This is a genomic window from Pseudoxanthomonas sp. SGNA-20 (genome assembly GCF_003931635.1).
Lineage (GTDB): Bacteria > Pseudomonadota > Gammaproteobacteria > Xanthomonadales > Xanthomonadaceae > Pseudoxanthomonas.
This window is the reverse complement of the sequence record NZ_RRYK01000001.1, coordinates 621,989-643,369: the sequence shown is the minus strand read 5'-3', so window position 1 is coordinate 643,369 and position 21,381 is coordinate 621,989. Positions and strand designations below refer to the sequence as shown.

The window sequence follows — 21,381 nt, the reverse complement described above, 5'->3', positions numbered from 1 at the left end:
CTGTGGTGTAATCGGCGCCGAAGCGGGGGTACCGCGGGCGCCGGTTGGGGCGCGCGGTTGAGACAGTCCCTTGGAACCTGATCCGGCTGATACCGGCGTAGGGAAGCTTCGCAGGACGGGCTCCGTCCGTCCTGTGTCCGCCCGCTTCGGGCGGCGGTGCCGCGCATGCGTGGTCCGTCGTCCCGTCCCGCACCCCGGTGCGGTTATCCCCTGAACGGACGGACACAACGCATGAACGCCATCCCCGCCTCCCTGCTCCAGCAGACCGCCCAGCTTTCCGGCTCCGTCACCCGGCCGATCCCCGGCTCGCGCAAGATCCACGTCGAAGGTTCGCGCCCGGACATCCGCGTGCCGATGCGCGAGATCGCGCTGACCCGCACCCCCACCGTGTTCGGCGGCGAGGACAACCCGCCGGTGACGGTGTACGACACCTCCGGCCCGTACACCGACCCGGAGGCGCGGATCGACCTGGCCGCGGGCCTGCCGCCGCTGCGCGCGCAGTGGATCGCCGAACGCGGCGACACCGAGGAGCTGCCGGCGCTGACCTCCGAGTTCGGCCGCGCGCGCGAGCACGACCCGAAGCTGGACGCAGTGCGCTTCCCCGGGCGCCGCCTGCCGCGCCGGGCGAAGGCCGGCGCCAACGTCACCCAGATGCATTACGCGCGGCGCGGGATCATCACCCCGGAGATGGAGTTCGTCGCCATCCGCGAGAACCAGCGCCTGGAGGCGGTGCGCGACGCGGCGCTGCGTGCCCAGCATCCGGGCCAGGGTTTCGGCGCCAGCATCCCCGAGGTGATCACCCCGGAGTTCGTGCGCGACGAGATCGCCCGCGGCCGCGCCATCCTCCCGTGCAACATCAACCACCCCGAGAGCGAGCCGATGATCATCGGCCGCAACTTCCTGACCAAGATCAACGCCAACATCGGCAACTCCGCCGTGTCCTCGGGCATCGCCGAGGAGGTGGAGAAGATGGTGTGGGCGATCCGCTGGGGCGGGGACACGGTGATGGACCTGTCCACCGGCAAGCACATCCACGAGACCCGCGAGTGGATCATCCGCAACTCGCCGGTGCCGATCGGCACGGTGCCGATCTACCAGGCACTGGAAAAGGTCGACGGCCGCGCCGAGGAGCTGACCTGGGAGATCTTCCGCGACACGCTCATCGAGCAGGCCGAGCAGGGCGTGGACTACTTCACCATCCACGCCGGCGTTCTGTTGCGCTACGTGCCGCTCACGGCCAGGCGCGTGACCGGCATCGTTTCCCGCGGCGGCTCGATCATGGCCAAGTGGTGCCTGGCGCACCACAGGGAGAATTTCCTCTACACCCACTTCGAGGAAATCTGCGAAATCATGAAGGCCTACGACGTGGCCTTCTCCCTGGGCGACGGCCTGCGCCCGGGCTGCATCGCCGACGCCAACGACGCGGCCCAGTTCGGCGAGCTGGAGACCCTGGGCGAGCTGACGAAGATCGCCTGGAAGCACGACGTGCAGACCATGATCGAGGGCCCCGGCCACGTGCCGATGCAGCTGATCAAGGAGAACATGGACAAGCAGCTGCGCGAGTGCGGCGAGGCGCCGTTCTACACGCTCGGGCCGCTGACCACCGACATCGCCCCGGGCTACGACCACATCACCTCGGCGATCGGCGCGGCGATGATCGGCTGGTACGGCACGGCCATGCTCTGCTACGTCACGCCGAAGGAGCACCTGGGCCTGCCCAACCGCCAGGACGTGCGCGACGGCATCATGGCCTACAAGATCGCCGCGCACGCGGCCGACCTGGCCAAGGGCCATCCCGGCGCGCAGGTACGCGACAACGCCCTGTCCAAGGCACGCTTCGAGTTCCGCTGGGAGGACCAGTTCCACCTCGGCCTGGATCCGGAGAAGGCGCGCGAGTTCCACGACGAGACCCTGCCCAAGGAGGCGCACAAGCTGGCGCACTTCTGCTCCATGTGCGGGCCCCACTTCTGCTCGATGAAGATCACCCAGGACGTGCGCGACTACGCGGCCGAGCACGGGCTGGACGAGCGGGCGGCGCTGGAGGCGGGCATGGCCGGCAAGGCGGCCGAGTTCCGCGAGCAGGGCGCGGAGGTCTACCGCGCCGGATAGCGCGCAAAAGGGCCTGGTCGCGGCCCCTCCCCCTGGCACCGCGACCAGGCAAGGCGCTGCTGGCGCCATGCCGCGGAACGACGTCGACCGCGGCGTGCGCCAGTGTCCCCATCGCCGTCCCGGGGGTGTTAGCCGGCGATGGCCGGGCGGCTTTGCCGCGCTTGCCGCGATGGCGCGCCGCGCCTGCCCGTTTCCCGACCGGCAGCTGACCGGACTTCGGTCACCCGTACCAAAGACACATGGCGCTGCCCGGGGCCGTGGCTAGTGTGCCTGCATTGCCGGATCGCCCGCCTGCATGGGGCAGGCGCCAGGCCGGTTGCGCCGGCCGGCGGTCGTGGCACGGCGGGGCGAAGCGCCCCGGGGCACTGGATACATGGGAGTCGCATGGGTGCGGCGGAGAGCGAGGCGCGCAAACGGGCCGCGGAAGCGGCCGGCAGGCTGTTGCGCGTGGGGGAGTGCGAGGTCGACGTCGACCGCAGGGTGGTGTCGCGGCCGGGCGCGGAGGAACCGCGGCGGCTGACGCTCAAGGCCTTGCAGGTCCTGCTGGCGCTGGTCGAGGCCGGCGGCCGCGTGGTCAGCCGCGAACAGCTGCTGGAGCGGGTCTGGCCTGACACCCTGCCCACCGACGACGTGCTCACCCAGGCGGTGGCGCAGCTGCGGCGTGCGTTCGGCGGCCGCGGCGAGGCGCCGCCGTACATCGAGACCATTGCCAAGGCCGGCTACCGCCTGGTGGTGCCGTGCTGCTGGATCGAACCGGCCGCCACGCCGGAACCGGCCGCAGTGCCGGCGGCACCGGCGCCCGCGGTGCCGGCGCCGATCCAGCCGCGGCCGGCGCCACAGGAGCAGGCGCCTGCAGCGGCCGCCGGCACGGGCGCGCCCGCACGCGCGCCGCGCCGGCGCATCGCGTCCTGGTGGCCGGCCTTGTCCCTGTTGCTGGTGCTAGCCTTCGGCGCCGGCGCGTGGCAACTGCTGAATCCGCGCACGCGCGCCAACGATGCCGCCGACGTGGCGGCCGGCGCACCGCCGCTGCAGTACCAGGCCATCGCCGCGACCGCGCTGCCCGAGCAGGGGCCGGCGCTGTCGCCGGACGGGAGCGAGGTCGCCTACGCGCGCCCGGTCCGCGCCGGCGGCCCGCGCACGCTGTACCTGCAGCCGGCCGGCGACGGCAGTTCGCGCCAGCTGACCTTCCCCGGCCACGGCGAGGCCGACGACCTGCCGGCATGGTCGCGCGACGGGCGCCGCATCGCCTTCGTGCGCACCGGCGGCGACGGCTGCCGGCTGATGGTGGTCGCGGCCGCCGGCGGCGGCGAGCGCGAAGTCGGCCGCTGCGAGGGCGAGGATTACGCCGCCTTCGACTGGAGCCCGGACGGCCGTGCCCTGGTGATGGGCGGGCGCCGCCGCAGCAGCGGGCAGTCGGCGCCGCTGCGGCGCCTGGACCTGGGCAGCGGGCGCTGGGAGGCGCTGGCCTATCCGGCCGACGGCCTGGATACCCTGCCGCGGTTCTCGCCCGACGGCGCCTGGCTGGGTTTCCGCCGCGGCACCTCGTTGGGCGACCTGTGGCTGATGCCCGCGGCCGGCGGTCCGCCGCGGCAGCTGACCCGCCTGCGCGGCGACATCCGCGGCTGGGACTGGCTGCCCGACGGCAGCGGCCTGGTCTTCAGCCTGGTCAAGGAGGAGGCGCGCCTGTACCGGCTGGCGCTGGCGGACGGTTCGATCACCGAACTGCCGTCGCCCCCGCGCGGCAACCCGGTGTTCCCGGAAGTGGCCGCCGATGCGTGGACGATGGTGTTCGGCATCTACCGCTTCCGCAGCGGCCTGTACGCCTTCGACCTGGAGGCGGCCGGCGACGGCACGCAGCCGGGCGAACCGGTGTTCGCCTCCAGCGGCGTGGACCTGATGCCTGCGGTATCGCCCGACGGCTCGACCCTGGCCTTCGTGTCCGACCGCAGCCTGGCCGCGCAGCTGTGGATCGGCGAGCTGGAGCACCCGCAGACCCTGCGCGCGGTGCCGGGCATCGTGCCGGTGCCGCGCAACCCGCCGGTGTGGTCGCCGGATGGCAGCCGCCTGCTGGTGATCGGTGCCACCGGCAGCGGCGGCGACCGCCTGTACCAGGTCGAGGTCGGCTTCGACACCGTGCGCGTGCTGCCGGTGCCGGGCGTGCCCGCCTTCGCCGCCTGGACCGGCAGGCCGGACCAGCTGCTGGTCGGCGTCGACGGCAGCGGCGGCAGTACCCGGCTGGTCCTGTACCAGCTGCCGGAGTGGCGCGAACTGGCCAGCCTCGACGACGTCGCCCTGGCCCGCTACGACCACCGGCAGGACCGCGTCTGCTTCAGCCGCACCACGCGCAGCGGGCTGTGGTGCGCCGACCCGGCGTTGCAGCGGGTGGTGCAGGTCGGCATGGATGCGCCGGTGCCTGAGCAGTACCGCGAATGGCTGGTTGCCGGCGGGCGGATCTTCTCCACCGCGCCGGCGCCGGGCTGCGCCACCGGCTGGACCGAGATCGGCGCCGGAGCGGCGCGTCCGCGCTGCCTGTCGCACACCCACGCGGTGGCCTCCGGTTCGGCCAGTGTCGACGAGGCCGGGCGCCGTGCCTTCCTGGCGCTGCCGCTGGAGGACGACATGGACGTGGGCCTGGCCTCGCTGGCCTCGCTGCGGCGCGGCGCAAGCCGCTGATCCGAAAGGGCGAGGCCGGCCGAAAGACAAATATCAGGAAGATTTCAGCGGCGTTTCCTGCAACGCGCGCGGCGCTCCGGCAAACAGGTGGCCAGTTCCCCCGCAAGGAGACACGGCCATGAGGATCAGGACACTGTCGGGCGACCGCGGACAGCTGCAGGAGCTGCACTGGCCGCCCGGCGCGCACGAGCGGCCCACGCTGGCGACCCTGGCGCGCGGCGCGGGCCTCGCGCTGCAGGCCGGCGCGGCCAGCATCTGGCTGGTCGTGCGCGGCAGCGCCGAGCTGGAAAGCCAGGAGGGCCGCTTCGCCCTGGGCGCCGGGCACTGGATCTACCTGGACCGCGAGTCGATGCCGGTGGTGCGCAGCGGCAGCCGCGCGCTGGTGCTGGGCCTGGTGCTTTCCGCCGGCCTGCAGGCGCGGCTGCAGCAGTCGGCCTATGCGCCGATGTATCCCGGGCGCGGCGAGGCGCCGCCGCGCGCGCGCCGCGGCGTGCTGTCGCTGTGGCGCCGGCTGCTGCGTCCCGGGCTGCACCCGGCTGACGCCTCGGTCCTGCTCGGCCGCCTGCTGCGCGCGCTGGCCGACCTGCAGGACGACTGCAGCGCGCTGGTGGAGCGCTGCCCCGGCCGCACCCTGCACCGCCGCCGCCAGGTGTTCGCGCGCATGCAGCGGGTGATGCTTTACCTGGAGGGGCACCCCGAGCGCGCCCTGACCACGCTGCAGATGGCCGATCGCGCCAGCATGTCGGTCTGGTACTTCATCCGCGCGTTCCGCGCGGTGTACGGGGAGACCCCGCAGGCGGCCTCGGCGCGCCTGCGCCTGCAGCGCGCCGCGCGCCTGCTGCTGGAGGGGCGGATGGCGGTGGGCGAGGTCGGCGCCGCGTGCGGCTTCGAGAACAACTGCAGCTTCTCGCGCGCGTTCCGCGCGCAGTTCGGCGTGCCGCCGTCGATCTACCGTCTCCATGGGGGGAGCGTGGCGGCAGCCCTGGCAAACCCGGTCGACATGCACGGCCAAGCGGGATGAGCGCGTGGCTCCGTAACGTCTTGCTGCGTTTTCGCAAACCCCTAACGGACCGGAGAACACCCATGAAACACCATCCACGCGCCGCATCGCGGCTGGCGGCGCTGCCGCTGGGCATCGCCTGCGCCCTGGCCGCCAGCGGCGTCGCCGCACAGGAAGGCCCCGCCGGCGAGGCACAGACCCTGGACCGGGTCACCGTCACCGGCTCGCGCCTCAAGCGCGCCGACATCGAGGGCGCGGTCCCGGTCACCGTGATCGACCGCGCCACGATCGACGCCAGCGGCGACATCTCGGTGGCCGAGCTGCTGCGCGACAGCTCCTTCGCCGCGTTCGGCAGCTTCCGCCCGCGCTCGGGCAGCAGCGCCCAGGCGGTGTCGGAGGTGGACATGCGCGGCATCGGCGCCGACCGCACCCTGGTGCTGGTCGACGGCCGCCGCGCGCCGTACGCGCCGAGCACCGGCACCGCGGCCGACCTCAACACCATCCCGCTGGCGGCGGTGGAACGGATCGAGATCCTGTCCGACGGCGCCTCGGCGCTGTACGGCTCCGACGCCATCGGCGGCGTGGTCAACATCATCCTGCGCAAGGACTTCGAGGGTGGCGAGGTGCGCTACGGCCGCGGCAACCCGGCGGTGCGCGGCGGCGACACCGAGGAGGCCTCGCTGCTGTTCGGCACCAGCTCCGAGCGCGGCAGCCTGCTGATGGGCGCCTCGTACAACGCGCGCGGCATCGTCTTCAGCCGCGACCAGATCGGCGGCGACGTCCGCGGCGGCTCCGGCTACGGCAACAACTACTACATCGAGGACCCGGACGCGCCGGGCGAGGAAGGCGAGTACGGCGGCGCGCTGCCGGGCTTCGCCTGCAACAGCGACGGCTTCTGGATGAACGGCGACACCTGCGCCTACGACTACAACGCCGTGGCCGCCAGCGACGCCTCGGTCCGCAACAAGGCCCTCTTCGCCCGCGGCCAGTACGACGTCAGCCCCAGCTTCAGCGTCAATGCCGCGCTGAGCTACAGCAAGGCCAGCAGCTTCGGCCGCTTCGCCCCGACCCCGGGCGTGCTGTACGTGGAGGAGGGCAGCCCCAACGACCCGGTCAAGGGCGACGGCCTGGGCGCGTTCATCTACCACCGCTACGCCGCGGCCGGCAACCGCGACAACTTCATCGACAACGACACCGTCGACGTGCAGCTGGGCGCCAGCTGGATGGCCAGCGAGCGCCTGACCCTGGACTTCGGCCTGCGCACCAGCCGCGCCAGCTCCTCCGACATCGGCCGCGGCTACATCGTCACCCCGCTGGCGGAGAAGGCCGCCGCCGACGGCAGCTACAACGTCGCCGATCCGTTCGCCGACCCGGACGTGGTCAAGGGCTTCACCGTCACCACCAACCGCCAGGGCAAGTTCAACGTCGACGAGATGTTCGCCAGCGCGGCGCTGGACCTGTTCCAGATGGCAGGCGGCACCTCGGCGGTGGCGTTGGGCGTGGAGCACCGCCGGGAGGACTACGCCGACGTCTACGACGCGCTGTCGGAGTCCGGCGCGGTGGCCGGCTCGGCCGGCAACACCGCCGGCGGCCGGCGCAAGGTCAGCGCGGCCTACGCCGAGTGGTACCTGCCGGTGGCGCAGGACTTCGACTTCACCCTGGCCGCGCGCTACGACCGCTACGACGACTACGGCAGCGACGTCTCGCCGAAGCTGTCGCTGCGCTGGCAGCCGCTGGACAACCTGACCCTGCGCGCCTCGGTGGGCGAGGGCTTCCGCGCCCCGGCGCTGCCCTACGTGCACAGCCAGCGCGCGTTCAGCGCCGAGCCGATCTCCGACTACCGCACCTGCGTGGCCACCGGCTTCTCGCCGGTGCTGTGCGGCGGCGACGCCAACGGCGACAACATCGCCGACGGCCCGGAGAACGAGGAGGAGGTCGCCTACCAGGTCGATTCCTACCAGACCGGCAACCCGGACCTGCTGTCGGAGCACTCGCGGCAGTTCAGCGTCGGCCTGGCCTGGGATCCGCTGGACTGGTTCAACCTGACCCTGGACTACTACCGGATCCAGATCGACGACCGCATCCGCCTGATCTCCTTCCGCGAGCTGGTCGGCCTGGACAACGCCGGCCAGCCGTTGCCGGAGCACACCTGGGTCAAGCGCCGCAGCAACGGTTCCATCAGCGAGATCCAGACCGCCTTCGTCAACGAGGGCAAGCTGGATACCCGCGGCCTGGACCTGAACCTGCGTGCCTCCGGCAACCTCGCCTGGGGCCGCGTGGACAGCTGGCTGCAGGTGGCGCGGGTGCTGGAGTACACCGTGGTCGACGGTGACACCCGCAAGGATCCGCTGGGCTGGGTCACGCAGCCGAAGCTGCGCGCCACCTGGCGCAACGCCTGGAGCCGCGGCGACTTCAACCTCGCCTGGAACATCAACTACATCGGCAGCCAGCAGAACCCGGGCGAGGTCCCGCCCTACGGCTTCATCACCAGCGGTCCGGGCGTGCGCGTGGGCAGCTACACCACCCACGACCTCAACCTGACCTGGAACGCGCCGTGGAACGGCAGCCTGAGCCTGGGCGTGAACAACGCCGGCGACCGCTACCCGGAGCTGGTCGGCTACGACAACCAGCCCTGGAACTTCCACCTCTACGACGCCTACGGGCGCACCGTGTACTTCCGCGTCTCGCAGAAGTTCTGAGGCCTGCAGGGGGAGGGACGGGGAGGCCGCAAGGCCTCCCCGTCTTTTTTTCGGCGCGCGCTGGCGCCGCGTTCACGGGCCGGCGCGGATCATCCGGCGCCAGGTCCTCCCTCCCGGGGGACGCAGGAGCACGCCATGGTCCGCTTCCTCCGTATCCCCCGCGCCGCCGCCGTGCTGGCGGCCGCGGCCATGCTGCTGCTGGCGGCCTGTGCCAGCGGCCCGCGGATCAGCAGCGAGGCCGATCCTTCGGCCGACTTCGGCCGCTACCGCAGCTTCGCCTTCTATTCGCCGCTGGCGATCGAGTCGCGCGGCTATTCCACCCCCACCAGCAACCGCATCCGCCAGGCCGCACGCGCGCAGCTGGAGGCGCGCGGCTACGTCTACGACGAGCGCGACCCGGACCTGTGGGTGAACCTCAACGCCTACCTGCAGGAACGCACCGACGTCAGCACCATCCCCGAGGTGGACTACGACTACTACTACAGCTACCGCGCCCGCAGCTACGTGGCGGTGCCGTACTGGCGCGAGCGCACCAGCGTGCGCCGCTACACCGAAGGCACGCTCAACGTGGACCTGGTGGACGCGCGCCAAAACCGGCTGGTGTGGACCGGGGTGGCGGTAGGCCAGGCCAGCAGCCGCAGCACGCCGGCCGAGCGCGACGCGCGGATCGACTCGGCCGTGGCCCAGATCTTCGCCCGCTACCCGTACCGGGCCGCGCCGCGCTGACGCGGCGGCGCGGGCGGATGTGCCCGCGCCGGTTGCATGCCGCGGCCGCCGCGCCTCAGGCGCCGACCGCGGCCGAGTCCAGCAGCAGGTCCGCCTGTGCGCGCCACTCCTCCAGGCGCGGCAGCACGTTGCAGCGCTGCAGGTACTCCAGGTCCGGCTCCTCGCCGGAGGCCAGGGCCATGGCCACGTGGGTGGCGCCGGTGACCCAGAAGCTGCGGCTGGACGAGCGCGACGGCGTGCGGTGGAACGCCACCGCCTCGATGATCGGCATCGGCAGGCCCCACAGGCCCAGCAGGTAGGCGCCGGCCTCGGTATGGCCGGGGCGCGCGTCGCCGGCGGCGGCCGGCTCGCGCTCGTCGCGCACGCCGGGCAGCAGCAGGCCGATGTCGGCCAGCAGGGCGGCGGTGGCGCCCAGCTCGGCGCTGGATTCGGGGAGCATGCGCTTGGCCAGGCGCGAGGCCACCAGCGCGCGCTGCTGCAGCGCCGCGCGGTCCACCCCGGCCGGGGCCGGCAGGGCGAACACCTCGCTGGCCAGGACCAGGTCGCGCAGGGTGGCGATGCCCAGCCGGGTCACCGCGGCGCGCAGGTCGGTCACGGTGCGCCCGGAGGAGAAGAACGCTGAGTTGCACAGCTGCAGCACCTTGGCCGCGATCGCCGGGTCGGCCGCGACCAGGGCGGCGATGTCGGCGGCGCTGGTGTCCTCGTCGTTCTCCAGCGCGTGCATCAGGCGCAGGTACAGCTGCGGCGGCGAGGGCAGCTGCTCGACCCGGCCGATGCCGTCGCGCAGCTGCGGGTTGTCGACCAGCTCGCGCAGCTCCTCCAGGCTGCCGATGGATTCCAGCAGCAACTCGGGGGCCACGGGGGCGGGCAGGAAGCGGTGGGCCAGGCCGATGATGCGCGCCGGCGGGGTGGCCGAGTTCTCGATCACCGCCATGCGCGAGGTGGAGGGCCTCAGGGTACGGACCTGGCCGAGCAGGGTGGCCGGCGGCATGTCCGGCAGCGCCGGCGGCACCAGGACCACGTCGACCTCGACCGCGGCCACGTGGGCCATGGCCGAGCCGCCATCCGGGCAACGGTGGACATCCCAGTCCTCTCCCATGTCACCGACCAGTTCCACGAGGTCGGCAGGAAACACGACGTCGTCACCGACGAACAGGATGCGCACTCATTCCTCCACGAAGATCGTCCAGCCAGGGCGTGCCGGGGCCCGCCCCTGCACGGTAGCGGATAACCGCGCAGGAATCTTCAGGACTGCCGGCACCCCGGGCACGGCACTGCCGGGAAGTGTGCCGCATTTGGCGGTCCGGCGGCGCCGGCGGACCGCCGGCGCGCGATGGGTGCGGCCGTGCCGCACCCGGTGGCGATCAGGCCTCGCCCTTGGCCTTGGCGCGTTCCATCGACTCGACCAGGATGCGGCGGGCCTCCTCGGCGTCGCCCCAACCCTCGACCTTGACCCACTTGCCCTTCTCCAGGTCCTTGTAGTGCTCGAAGAAGTGGCCGATGCGCTCCAGCCAGTGGCTGGAGACCTGGTTGATGTTCTCCACGTGGGCGTAGCCGGCGAACACCTTGGGCACCGGCACGGCCAGGATCTTCTCGTCGCCGCCGGCCTCGTCGCTCATCTTCAGCACGCCCACCGGGCGGCAGCGCACCACCGAGCCCGGGACCAGCGGCAGCGGCAGCACCACCAGCACGTCGGCCGGGTCGCCGTCGCCGCACAGGGTGTTGGGCACGTAGCCGTAGTTGCACGGGTAGCGCATCGGGGTGGAGAGGATGCGGTCGACGAAGATCGCGCCGCTTTCCTTGTCCACCTCGTACTTGACCGGCTCGGAGTCCTTCGGGATCTCGATGACGACGTTGATTTCCTCGGGCGGGTTGCGTCCGGAATTGACCTGGTCGAGGCCCATCAGTGACTCCATTCCATCGGTTGGGTGAATCCGGCCATTTTACGCGCTGCGGTATTGCATTGCACAACGCACGATGGCAGGGCCCTCCGGGGCGGGCGCGGCCCGGAGGCGGGGCGCCGCGGCGGGCTCCCGCGCGGCCAGGCACGGCCCGGGGCGTGCCGCGCATCACGCAAATCCCCGGTGCGCACAGCCGGGGCCGCGGTGCAATTAGCCGAAAAGCGCATGGGCGCGCCGCGGCCGCGGCGGCAGGCCGGGGGCCCGGGACCGGTAGAATCGGGCGATTCTCCCCCCCCCGACGTTGGACCCCCTGCATCATGAACGAGCGTATTGCCCACGCCGGCCTGGCTTCCAGGCTCATGTCGGCGGAGCAGGCCGCTGCCCTGATCCAGCCCGGCATGGCCGTGGGCATGAGTGGCTTCACCGGCGCCGGCTATCCCAAGGCCGTGCCCCAGGCGCTGGCCGCGCGCATCGAGGCGGCGCACGAGCGCGGCGAATCCTTCGCCATCCGCATCCTCACCGGCGCGTCGACAGCGCCGGAACTGGACGGCGTGCTGGCGCGCGCCGGCGGCATCGAGTTCCGCCTGCCGTACCAGTCCGATCCGGAACTGCGTGGCCGCATCAACGGCGGCCAGATCGAGTACATGGACGTGCACCTGGGCCACGTCGCCCAGCATGCGCTGTTCGGTTTCCTCGGCCGCATCGACCTGGCCATCGTCGAGGTCACCGCGATCCTGCCCGACGGCCGCCTGGTGCCCTCGACCTCGGTGGGCAACAACAAGACCTGGCTGGACCTGGCCGACAAGGTGATCATCGAGGTCAACCACCGCCAGCCGCGCGGCATGGAGGGAATGCACGACATCTACTACGGCACCGCCAAGCCGCCGCAGCGCAAGCCGATCCCGCTGACCCACCCGGGCGACCGCATCGGCGAGCCCTACCTCAAGGTCGACCTGGACAAGGTCGTGGCGGTGGTGGAGAGCGACGCGCCGGACCGCATCGGCCGCTTCGCCCCGATCGACGACGTCTCCCGCGCCATCGCCGGCCACCTGGTGGAGTTCTTCCGCCACGAGATCCGCGCCGGGCGCCTGGGCGAGCACCTGCTGCCACTGCAGTCGGGCGTGGGCAACATCGCCAACGCGGTGCTGGCCGGCCTGCACGACGGCGGATTCCGTGGCCTGACCGCGTTCACCGAGGTGATCCAGGACGGCATGCTCGACCTGATCGGCAACGGCACGATCGACATGGCCTCGGCCACCTCGTTCTCGCTCAGTCCCGAGGGCGTGGAGGAGTTCGCGCGCAACATCGACCTGTACCGCGAGAAGATCGTGCTGCGCCCGCAGGAGATCTCCAACCACGCCGAGCTGGTGCGCCGCCTGGGCGTGATCGGCATGAACGGCATGGTCGAGGCCGACCTCTACGGCAACGTGAACTCCACCCACGTCTGCGGCACCAGCATCATCAACGGCATCGGCGGCTCCGGCGACTTCGCCCGCAACGGCTTCATGTCCTGCTTCCTGAGCCCGAGCACGGCCAAGAACGGCGCGATCTCGGCCTTCGTGCCGATGGTCAGCCACGTCGACCACACCGAGCACGACGTGGCGGTGCTGGTCAGCGAGCAGGGCCTGGCCGATCTGCGCGGGCTGTCGCCCAAGCAGCGCGCGCGGGCGATCATCGACAACTGCGCGCACCCGGACTACCGGCCGATGCTGCAGGACTACTACGACAGCGCCCTGCGCGACAGCAAGGGCCGGCATACCCCGCACCTGCTGGCCGAGGCACTGTCCTGGCACCAGCGCTACCTGGAGACGGGGACGATGAAGGCCTGACGGCCTTCGCGGTGGCAGACGAAGAAGGGCGGCCAGTGGCCGCCCTTCTTCGTCCCTGCCGGTGCGGCCGGATCAGCCCAGCGACTCCAGCCACTCGTCGTCCGAGCCTTCGTTGACGCCCTCGAACAGCGGGGTGGAGAAGTAGCGTTCGCCGGTATCCGGCAGCATGGCCAGCAGCACCGAGCCGGCCGGGGCCTCGGCCGCCACCTTCAGCGCGGCGGCCACGGTGGCGCCGGCGGAGATGCCGACGAAGATGCCTTCCTCGGCGGCCAGGCGGCGCGCGGTGGCGATGGCCTCGTCGTCGGTCACGCCGAGGATGCGGTCGGCCACGTCGCGGTTGAGCACCGAGGGGACGAAGTCCGGGGTCCAGCCCTGCACCTTGTGCGGCTTCCACTCGCCGCCGGCCAGCAGCGAGGCGTTGGCCGGCTCGGCGGCGGTGATCTTCACCTCCGGGCGGGCCACGCGCAGCACCTCGCCCACGCCGGTCAGGGTGCCGCCGGTGCCCCAGCCGCTGACGAAGTGGTCGAGGCGGCGGCCGGCGAAGTCGCGCAGGATCTCGGCGGCGGTGGTCTGGCGGTGGTAGGCCGGGTTGGCCGGGTTCTCGAACTGGCGCGCCAGGAACCAGCCGTGCTTCTTCGCCAGCTCCTCGGCCTTGCGCACCATGCCGCTGCCGCGCTCGGCCGCCGGGGTCAGGATCACCTTGCCGCCGTAGGCGCGGATCAGCTTGCGGCGCTCGACCGAGAAGGTCTCCACCATCGTGGCCACGAACTTGTAGCCGCGCGCCGCGGCCACCGCCGCCAGCGCCACGCCGGTGTTGCCGGAGGTCGCCTCGACGATGGTGTCGCCCGGCTTGAGCAGTCCCTTGGCCTCGGCGTCGAGCACGATGGCCAGGGCCAGGCGGTCCTTGACCGAGCCGGCCGGGTTGAAGGCCTCGACCTTGGCGTACAGCTCGATGCCCTCCGGGGCGATGCGGTTGAGGCGGACGACCGGAGTGCGGCCGATGGTGTCGAGGATGCTGTCGTAGATGGCCATGTGAAGTTCCGTTGTCGTGACGGGATGGAAATCAGGCGGCGCGCGCCAGCGCCGCGGGCGCGCCCCGCGGCGGGGCGCCGAACCAGTGCAGGCGGGCGGCCAGCGCGGCCACCTCGCCGAGGATCAGCAGGGCCGGTGAAGACACCGCATGCGCGCGCGCGGTCTGCGCCAGGTCGGCCAGGGTGCCGGCGACCACCCGTTGCTCCGGGCGCGAACCGTTTTCCACCAGGGCGAACGGCGTGGCCGGGTCGCGCCCGGCGGCGAGCAGGCGCTGCTGCAACTGCTCCAGCGCGGCCACGCCCATGTACACGGCCAGGGTCTGGCGCTCCTGGGCCAGCGCCTCCCAGTCCAGGGTGTCGGCCGAGTCGCGGCAGTGCGCGGTGACCAGGCGCAGGGACTGGGCGTGGTCGCGGTGGGTCAGGGGAATGCCGGCATAGGCCGCGCAGGCGACCGCCGCGGTGATGCCCGGCACCACCTGGTAGGGGATGCCGTGCGCACGCAGGAATTCCAGCTCCTCGCCGCCGCGCCCGAACACGAAGGGGTCGCCGCCCTTGAGCCGGACCACGCGGCGGCCGGCGCGGGCGTGGTGCAGCATCAGGGCGTGGATCTCCTCCTGCGGCATGCTGTGGTTGCCGGCGGACTTGCCGACCTCCACCCGCAGCGCCTGCGGATTGGCCAGGGCCAGCACCCCGGCGCCGACCAGGCGGTCGTGCAGCAGCACCTCGGCGGCTTCCAGCGCGCGCAGGGCGTGCAGGGTCAGCAGTCCCGGATCGCCGGGCCCGGCACCGACCAGGGCGACGCTGCCCGGGGCCAGTTCCAGGGGGGAGCCGGAAGACGGTGCGGCGGTGGGCGACAGGCTCACGGCTGTACGGTCGCAGGAAGGGAAGCCGACCGTACGCCCGCCTCATGACCGGCGGAAATAACTTGCCGGGCAAAGCTCATGCGTTCGGGTTATAAGGCTGGGGCGCGGATTGCCCTACAGTCCGCAACACCCCGCCATGCCATCGCCGGTACCGCGCCATGACGCTCACCCAGCTGCGCTATCTGGTCGCCATTGCCGACGCCGGGCTGAACATCACCCTGGCCGCGGCGCGCGTGCATGCCACCCAGCCGGGCCTGTCCAAACAGCTCAAGCAGCTGGAGGACGAGCTGGGCTTCCTGCTGTTCGTGCGCAAGGGCCGCAGCCTGGAATCGATCACCCCGGCCGGCGCCGAGGTGCTGGAGCGGGCGCGGGTGATCCTGGCCGAGACCGCCAACATCCGCGCCTACGCCGCCAACCAGCGCCGCGACAACCAGGGCCAGCTGACCATCATCACCACGCACACCCAGTCGCGCTTCGTGCTGCCGCCGGCGATCGCGCGGATCAAGCGCGACTTCCCGCAGGTGAGCGTGCACCTGCAGCAGTCGGCCGAAGGCGTGGCCCTGGACCTACTGTCGCAGGGCGATGCCGACATGGCCGTGGTCAGCACCGCCGGCAGCGAGCCGCAGGGCGGGGTGGCGGTGCCGCTGTACCGCTGGCGCCGGCTGGCGCTGGTGCCGCGCGGGCATCCGCTGGACCGCGCCGGGCGCGCGCCCGACATCCACGAGCTGTCGAAGTACCCGCTGATCAGCTATGAATCCTCGGTGCGCCCGGAATCCTCGCTGCAGCGCGCCTTCCACTCGGTGGGCCTGGAGCCGAACCTCGCGCTGACCGCGCTGGACGCGGACCTGATCAAGACCTACGTGCGCGCCGGGCTGGGCGTGGGCCTGCTGGCGGAAATGGCGGTGAGCACCGGCGATACAGACCTGCGCGGCTGGCCGGCGCCGCCGGAGGTCAGCGAGTGCATCGCCTGGGCGGTGCTGCCGCGCGAGCGGGTGTTGCGCGACTACGCGCTGGAGCTGGTGCACGTACTGGCGCCGCAGATCGACAAGCGCGACCTGCGCCGGGTGCTGGACGGCAACCAGGAGCCCGACTGGCCGCCGCCGCCGACCTGGGAATCCCTGACCCAGACGATCACCAGCTGAGCCGCGCCCTCAGGGCAATGGCGTCTGGTGATGCAGGGCCGGCAGCCACAGGCCGGCGATCAGGACCTCCCGTCGTCGCGGTTCCTGCTGGTTCCGGCTTCGTCCCCGGGTCTGGTGCGCTTGCCCGAAGTGGCCAGCGACAGGGCGATGCCGATGGCGATGCCCGGCCCGATGCCCAGCGCCACGTTGTCCATCGCCACGCCGATCGCCGCGCCGATGGCGATGCCCAGGGCGATGCCGGTCGTGAAGGAAATGCCTTTCCCGCCGTGCTCGCGTGCCATGTCGCCTCCGCGGGTATCCAGGTCGCCGGCAGTCTGCGCCGGCGCCGGTGGATGCCGTGTCGTGCCCGGGCGGCAGTGTCCGCAGGTTTTTCCGGGGCGCCTGCCACGCGGCCCGCTGCGGCCCTCCGGTAAACTGGCCACCCCACCGCCAGCAGAAGCCGCATGAACACCATCATGGTCCCCGTTTCGGTCGGGGAGCTCGTCGACAAGATCACGATCCTGGAGATCAAGGCCGAGCGCATCGCCGACCCGGACAAGCGCGCCAACGTGGTGCGCGAGCTGGAGGGCCTGCGGCCGCTGTGGCAGCCGCTGGAAGGCGGCTCGGCCGAGCTGGCCGCGCTCAAGGCCAGGCTGCGCGGCGTCAACGAGCGCATGTGGGACGTGCAGGACGCGCTGCGCGCCAAGGAAGCGGCCCAGGACTTTGGCGCCGAATTCATCGAACTGGCGCGCGCGGTGGCCGCGCGCAATGGCGAGCGCGTCGGCTACAAGAATGAGATCAACCGCCTGGCCGGTTCGCAGTTCGTCGAGGAAAAGCAGTACCGCTGAGGTTTTCCGGCCCGCTCGCCAACCCTCAGATGTCCTCGTGGATCCCGCACTCGCGCTTGAGGCCGAAGAAGCGGGTGTCCTCGTCCTTCATGCCCGGCTCCCAGCGGCGGGTGGTGTGGAAGTCGCCGATGGAAACGTAGCCCTCGTGCCACAGCGGGTGGTAGGGCAGGTCGTGCTTCTTCAGGTACTGCCACACGTCGCGGTCGCTCCAGTCGGCGATCGGGCTGACCTTCAGGCGGTTGCCGCGCCACTGCAGGATCGGCGTGTTGGCGCGGCTGGCCGACTGGCTGCGGCGCAGGCCGGTGAACCAGGTGCCGGCCTGTAGCTCGTCCAGGGCGCGGCGCATGGGCTCGACCTTGCGCAGCTGGTTGTAGTTGTCCAGGCCTTCCACGCCCTGCTCCCACAGGCGGCCGTGGCGCGCTTCCATCCAGGCGCGGCTGATCAGCGGACGGTACACCTTGAGGTTGAGCTTCAGCCGTTCGGCCAGCTCGTCGGCGAAGCGGTAGGTCTCCGGGAACAGGTAGCCGGTGTCGACCAGGATCACCGGGATGTCCGGCTTCTGCGCGGTGAGCATGTGCAGGGCGACCGCGGCCTGGGCACCGAAGCTGGAGGACAGCACGTGGTTGGCCGGGCCGTGTTCGAGCGCCCAGGCCACGCGGGCCTCGGCGTCCATCGCTTCCAGCCTGGGGTTCAGCGCGTCGAGGTCCAGCACCGGGCTGGCATCGGCGCTGTTGGCGGCTTGGTCGGGAACGGCATTGGTGCTCATGGGGGGGCGCTCCGGTGCGGATGCGGCATGGCTCAGGCGGGGACGGGCACGGCCGCTTCGGCGGGCCCGACCTGGACGTGGGTGGGATAGGACGGCAGGGCGACCAGCCCGGCGCGGTGCAGGAAGTCGCCGAAGCGCTCCTCCGGCTGGCGCTCGGCGGCATAGCGCGCCAGTAGCGGTTCCAGCGCCTCGAGGATCTGCGCCTCGGTGATGTTCTCGCGGTAGAGGGTGTTGAGCCGCTGGCCGCGGTGGTCGGCGCCGAGCATCAGGTTGTAGCGGCCCGGGGCCTTGCCGACCAGGGCGATCTCGCCCAGGTAGGGGCGCGAGCAGCCGTTGGGGCAGCCGGAGATGCGCAGCAGGATCGGCGCGTCGGCCAGGCCGTGCTTCTCCAGCACCGGCTGCAGCCTGGCGGCGAAGTCGGGCAGGTAGCGTTCGGCCTCGGCCATGGCCAGGGCGCAAGTGGGCAGGGCGACGCAGGCCATGGCCGTGCGCTGCAGTGCGGTCGGGGCGCGGTTCTCCAGGTCCAGGCCGTGGTCGCGCACCAGGGCGTCGATCCGCTTGCGCTCGCTGGCCGGCACGTTGGCGATGATCAGGTTCTGGTTGGCGGTCAGGCGGAACTGGCCGCGGTGCACGTTGGCGATCTCGCGCAGGCCGGTCAGGTGCGGCGCGCCGGGGCGGTCGGCGATGCGCCCCGACGGGACCGACAGGGTCAGGTGCCAACGCCCGTCCTCGCCCTCGATCCAGCCGAAGCGGTCGCCGTTGTGCTCGAAGCGGAACGGCCGCGCCGGCTGCAGGCGGAACCCGGCAAGTTCCTGCATGCGCGCGACGATCGCGTCCAGGCCGTGGTCGTCGATGGTGTACTTGAAGCGCGCGTGCTTGCGCTCCACGCGGTCGCCCAGGTCGCGCTGCACCACCAGCGCGGCGCGGGCGATGTCGATCGCCTGCTCCGGGGCGACGAAGCCGATCACGTTGCCCAGGCGCGGATAGGTCTTCGGATCGCCGTGGCTGGCGCCCATGCCGCCACCGATGGTGACGTTGAAGCCGGCCAGGCCGCCGGCGCCGTCGTCGATGGCGATCAGGCCGAAGTCGTTGGCGAACACGTCCACGTCGTTCACCGGCGGCACCGCCACGGCCATCTTGAACTTGCGCGGCAGGAAGGCCTTGCCGTACAGGGGCTCTTCCTCCTGCCCGCTGTCGGCCAGCTTCTCCTGGTCCAGCCAGATCTCGTAGTAGGCGCGGGTCTTCGGCAGGAACTCCAGCGACAGCTTCTGCGCCCACTCGTGCACCTGCGCGTGCAGGCCGGACAGCAGCGGGTTGCTGCAGCCGAGCACGTTGCGGTTGACGTCGCCGCAGGCGGAGATGGTGTCCAGCGCGGCGGCGTTGATGGCCTGCATGGTCGCCTTCAGCTCGCGCTTGACCACGCCGTGGAACTGGAAGGTCTGGCGGGTGGTGATGCGCAGCGAGTGGTTGGCGAAGCGGGTGGCGATGGCGTCGAGCTTGAGCCACTGCTCCGGGGTGAAGACCCCGCCCGGGGCGCGGATCCGGATCATGAACTGGTGCGCCGGTTCCAGCTTCTGGCGGCGGCGCTCGTCGCGGATGTCGCGGTCGTCCTGCTGGTAGGTGCCGTGGAACTTGACCAGGCGCTGGTCCTCGAACGACAGCGAGCCGCTGACCGGGTCGGCCAGTCCCTCCAGCAGCGTGCCCCGCAGGCCGCGGCTGTTGATCTTGATGTCTTCGACGGAGGGGTGGCTCATGGAAAGTGATTGGTGATTGGTGATTGGTGATTCGGGATTGGGGGACGTGTTTCCGTTGAACCGGATCGGGTCAGTAGACGTCGCGGGCGTAGCGCCCTTCGGCTTGCAGCGTGGTGAGGTATTCGGCCGCCGCTTCGCGGTCGCCGCCGTTGTGCGCGGCAACCACGTCCAGCAGCGCCGCATGCACGTCCTTGCCCATGGCGATCGCGCCGCAAACGTACAGGTGCGCGCCGTCCTGCAGCCAGGCGTACAGCTCGGCGCCGCGCTCGCGGAGCCGGTCCTGCACGTAGACCTTGGCGGGCTGGTCGCGGGAGAAGGCCAGGTCGAGGCGATGCAGTTCCTTGCGCTGCAGGGCTTCCTGCCACTCGACCTGGTAAAGGAAACCGGTGTTGAAGTGCTGGGCGCCGAAGAACAGCCAGTTGCGGCCGCTGGCGCCGGTCTCGGCGCGCTCCTGGACGAAGCCGCGGAACGGGGCCACGCCGGTGCCCGGGCCGATCATGATGATGTCGCGGCTGGCATCGGCCGGGACCCGGAAGCGCTCGTTCGGCTCCACGTACACCGGTACCTGCGCGCCTTCCTCCAGCGCAGCCAGGAAGGCGCTGGCGGCGCCGAGGTGGTCGTGGCCGTGGGCGTGGTAGCGCAGCGCGTCCACGGTCAGGTGCGCTTCCTCGCCGACGCGCTTGCGGCTGGAGGCGATGGAGTACAGGCGTTGGGCCTGTGGCCGCAGCGCGGCCACCAGGGCCTGGTGGTCCCAATCCGCCGGCCAGCGACGCAGCACGTCCACCAGCTGGTGGTCCGCAAGCAGCGCCGCCAGGCCGGCAGGCTGGGTCGGGTCGAGTAGCTGTCGCAGCGACGCGGAGCCGGAGCGCTCGGCATGCGCGGCCAGGAACGGTCGCGACAGCCGGGTCAGCTCGCGCCGGGTGGCCAGCCACTCGTGCAGGGGCAGAGTCTCCCCTTCGATGGTGACGGCAGCGTTACCGTCCAGGCGGGCGGCCTCCAGCACGGAGGCCACCAGGGGTTCGGGATTGCGGTGGCGGATGCCCAGCGCATCGCCGGGTTCGTAGGCCAGGCCGGAGCCTTCCAGCGACAGCTCGATGTGGCGGACGTCCTTCTCCACCGGCCCGTACTTGCGGAAACCGACCGCGCGGAACTCGCGCCCGGTGATGCGCTGGTTGGCCAGCACCTCGGCCGGGAACGGGCGCTCGTGCGACCAGCCGGCCGCGGCCGGCCGCAGCGGGGTGACCGTAGCCAGGTGCGCGCCGGACGCAGGCGCGGCGGCCCGCAGCAGTTCGCCGGCCTTGGCCAGGGCCGCTTCACGCCAGGGCGCGGCGACGCTGTCGATGTCCAGGTCGGCCTGGCCCAGGTCGTGGATGCGCTGCGCGCCCAGTTCGGCCAGGCGCGCGTCCAGCTTGCGCGCGATGCCGCAGAAATCGGCGTAGCTGGTATCGCCCAGGCCCAGCACCGCGTACTTCAGCTCCGGCAGCTTCGGCGCGCGCTTGCCGGAAAGGAACTCGGTGAAACCAATCGCGTCGTCCGGCGGATCGCCCTCGCCCTGGGTGCTGATGACGATGTACAGCAGGCGCTCGCTGGCCAGCTCGCGGGTGGGGTAGGCGTCGGCGCGCACCAGGCGCACCGCCAGGCCGGCCGCTTCCGCGGCGGTGGCCAGCTTCTCCGCCTCGCGCCGGGCATTGCCGGTCTGGCTGCCGTAGAGCACGGTCAGGCGCTGGCCGGACTGCGGGGCCGCGGCCGCGCCGCCGCCGGGCAGCACCGCCAGTTGCGGCGCGCCGTGGCCCTGGGCCAGGCCGGCGGTGTAGCCGGACAGCCACCACAGCGCGGGCGCATCCAGGCCTTCCACCAGCCGCGCCAGCAGGACCTTGCGGTCCTCGTCGAGCGGACCGGGCGGAAAGGCGGGGGACGCAGCGGTCATTGGCAGGGGCCTTGTGGACGCAGTCGCAACTCGACGGGAGTCCGATGGTAGGAAGCCCGGTCCCGCTATTGAAACGGCTTGTGGTTATTGGCTTATGCTCGCCGCTTATTTCATCTGCGCGGGCCCGCGTGCGG

The 21,381-nt window shown here is 71.8% G+C and carries 15 protein-coding genes, 1 pseudogene and 1 riboswitch; of the genes and pseudogenes, 8 read left to right on the top strand and 8 right to left on the bottom strand.

Features of this window, described 5'->3' with window-relative positions; translation table 11 throughout:
• The first annotated feature begins 14 nt into the window (after positions 1-14).
• Positions 15-122: riboswitch (TPP riboswitch) on the top strand.
• Between the two features lie 109 nt (positions 123-231).
• From thiC to EIM48_RS02785, 5 genes are all read left to right on the top strand, one after another.
• Entirely contained in the window at positions 232-2,109 is a 1,878-nt protein-coding gene (gene thiC / locus EIM48_RS02805) for a phosphomethylpyrimidine synthase ThiC (RefSeq protein ID WP_019398180.1), read from the top strand.
• Between the two features lie 384 nt (positions 2,110-2,493).
• Positions 2,494-4,782: a winged helix-turn-helix domain-containing protein gene (locus tag EIM48_RS02800; protein ID WP_158675192.1), complete on the top strand. Its 2,289-nt coding sequence runs from the start codon at positions 2,494-2,496 to the stop codon at positions 4,780-4,782.
• A gap of 118 nt (positions 4,783-4,900) precedes the next feature.
• A complete protein-coding gene (locus EIM48_RS02795) occupies positions 4,901-5,803 on the top strand; it encodes an AraC family transcriptional regulator (protein WP_051403622.1) in 903 nt (300 codons plus the stop codon).
• Positions 5,804-5,865: 62 nt separating this feature from the next.
• Positions 5,866-8,481, top strand: a complete 2,616-nt coding sequence (locus EIM48_RS02790; RefSeq protein WP_158675191.1) for a TonB-dependent receptor — start codon at positions 5,866-5,868, stop codon at positions 8,479-8,481.
• Between the two features lie 135 nt (positions 8,482-8,616).
• Positions 8,617-9,207, top strand: a complete 591-nt coding sequence (locus EIM48_RS02785; RefSeq protein WP_037034283.1) for a DUF4136 domain-containing protein — start codon at positions 8,617-8,619, stop codon at positions 9,205-9,207.
• A gap of 55 nt (positions 9,208-9,262) precedes the next feature.
• Here the strand turns inward: EIM48_RS02785 and EIM48_RS02780 are convergent, their stop codons facing one another.
• Together EIM48_RS02780 and ppa are read right to left on the bottom strand one after the other, a co-directional pair.
• A complete protein-coding gene (locus EIM48_RS02780) occupies positions 9,263-10,372 on the bottom strand; it encodes an HDOD domain-containing protein (RefSeq protein WP_026010381.1) in 1,110 nt (369 codons plus the stop codon).
• A 199-nt stretch (positions 10,373-10,571) separates the two neighbouring features.
• The gene (ppa, locus tag EIM48_RS02775; RefSeq protein WP_125075870.1) at positions 10,572-11,111 is read right to left on the bottom strand and encodes an inorganic diphosphatase; all 540 of its coding nucleotides are present in this window, start codon (positions 11,109-11,111) and stop codon (positions 10,572-10,574) included.
• Between the two features lie 314 nt (positions 11,112-11,425).
• Here ppa and EIM48_RS02770 point away from each other — a divergent pair, with 314 nt between their 5' ends.
• Positions 11,426-12,937 carry an acetyl-CoA hydrolase/transferase family protein gene (locus tag EIM48_RS02770; protein WP_125111032.1) on the top strand — a complete coding sequence of 504 codons (1,512 nt, stop codon included), beginning with the start codon at positions 11,426-11,428 and terminating at the stop codon, positions 12,935-12,937.
• 72 nt (positions 12,938-13,009) lie between these two features.
• Here EIM48_RS02770 and cysK read toward each other — a convergent pair whose 3' ends face one another.
• Both cysK and cobA read right to left on the bottom strand, forming a co-directional pair.
• On the bottom strand, positions 13,010-13,969 hold the full coding sequence (gene cysK / locus EIM48_RS02765) for a cysteine synthase A (RefSeq protein ID WP_019397955.1): 960 nt from the start codon (positions 13,967-13,969) through the stop codon (positions 13,010-13,012).
• A 31-nt stretch (positions 13,970-14,000) separates the two neighbouring features.
• Positions 14,001-14,783: pseudogene (gene cobA / locus EIM48_RS02760) on the bottom strand (uroporphyrinogen-III C-methyltransferase); the annotation flags it as partial.
• Positions 14,784-14,989: 206 nt separating this feature from the next.
• On the opposite strand from cobA, the gene EIM48_RS02755 reads away from it, so the two are divergent.
• Complete coding sequence (locus EIM48_RS02755) at positions 14,990-15,973, top strand: LysR family transcriptional regulator (protein WP_019397953.1); 984 nt, start codon at positions 14,990-14,992, stop codon at positions 15,971-15,973.
• Positions 15,974-16,032: 59 nt separating this feature from the next.
• On the opposite strand, the gene EIM48_RS02750 is transcribed toward EIM48_RS02755, so the two are convergent.
• The gene (locus EIM48_RS02750) at positions 16,033-16,254 is read right to left on the bottom strand and encodes a hypothetical protein (protein WP_125111030.1); all 222 of its coding nucleotides are present in this window, start codon (positions 16,252-16,254) and stop codon (positions 16,033-16,035) included.
• Between the two features lie 162 nt (positions 16,255-16,416).
• Here EIM48_RS02750 and EIM48_RS02745 point away from each other — a divergent pair, with 162 nt between their 5' ends.
• Positions 16,417-16,800, top strand: coding sequence for a DUF6165 family protein (locus EIM48_RS02745; protein WP_125111029.1), 384 nt, complete (start codon positions 16,417-16,419; stop codon positions 16,798-16,800).
• Between the two features lie 25 nt (positions 16,801-16,825).
• Here EIM48_RS02745 and EIM48_RS02740 read toward each other — a convergent pair whose 3' ends face one another.
• The 3 genes from EIM48_RS02740 to EIM48_RS02730 all read right to left on the bottom strand — a co-directional run bounded on the left by EIM48_RS02740 (position 16,826) and on the right by EIM48_RS02730 (position 21,247).
• Positions 16,826-17,566: a phosphoadenylyl-sulfate reductase gene (locus tag EIM48_RS02740; RefSeq protein WP_019397950.1), complete on the bottom strand. Its 741-nt coding sequence runs from the start codon at positions 17,564-17,566 to the stop codon at positions 16,826-16,828.
• Between the two features lie 32 nt (positions 17,567-17,598).
• Positions 17,599-19,320 (bottom strand): assimilatory sulfite reductase (NADPH) hemoprotein subunit, encoded by a 1,722-nt coding sequence (gene cysI / locus EIM48_RS02735; RefSeq protein ID WP_125111028.1) that lies wholly within the window; start codon positions 19,318-19,320, stop codon positions 17,599-17,601.
• 70 nt (positions 19,321-19,390) lie between these two features.
• On the bottom strand, positions 19,391-21,247 hold the full coding sequence (locus EIM48_RS02730; RefSeq protein ID WP_019397948.1) for an assimilatory sulfite reductase (NADPH) flavoprotein subunit: 1,857 nt from the start codon (positions 21,245-21,247) through the stop codon (positions 19,391-19,393).
• Positions 21,248-21,381 lie beyond the last annotated feature (134 nt).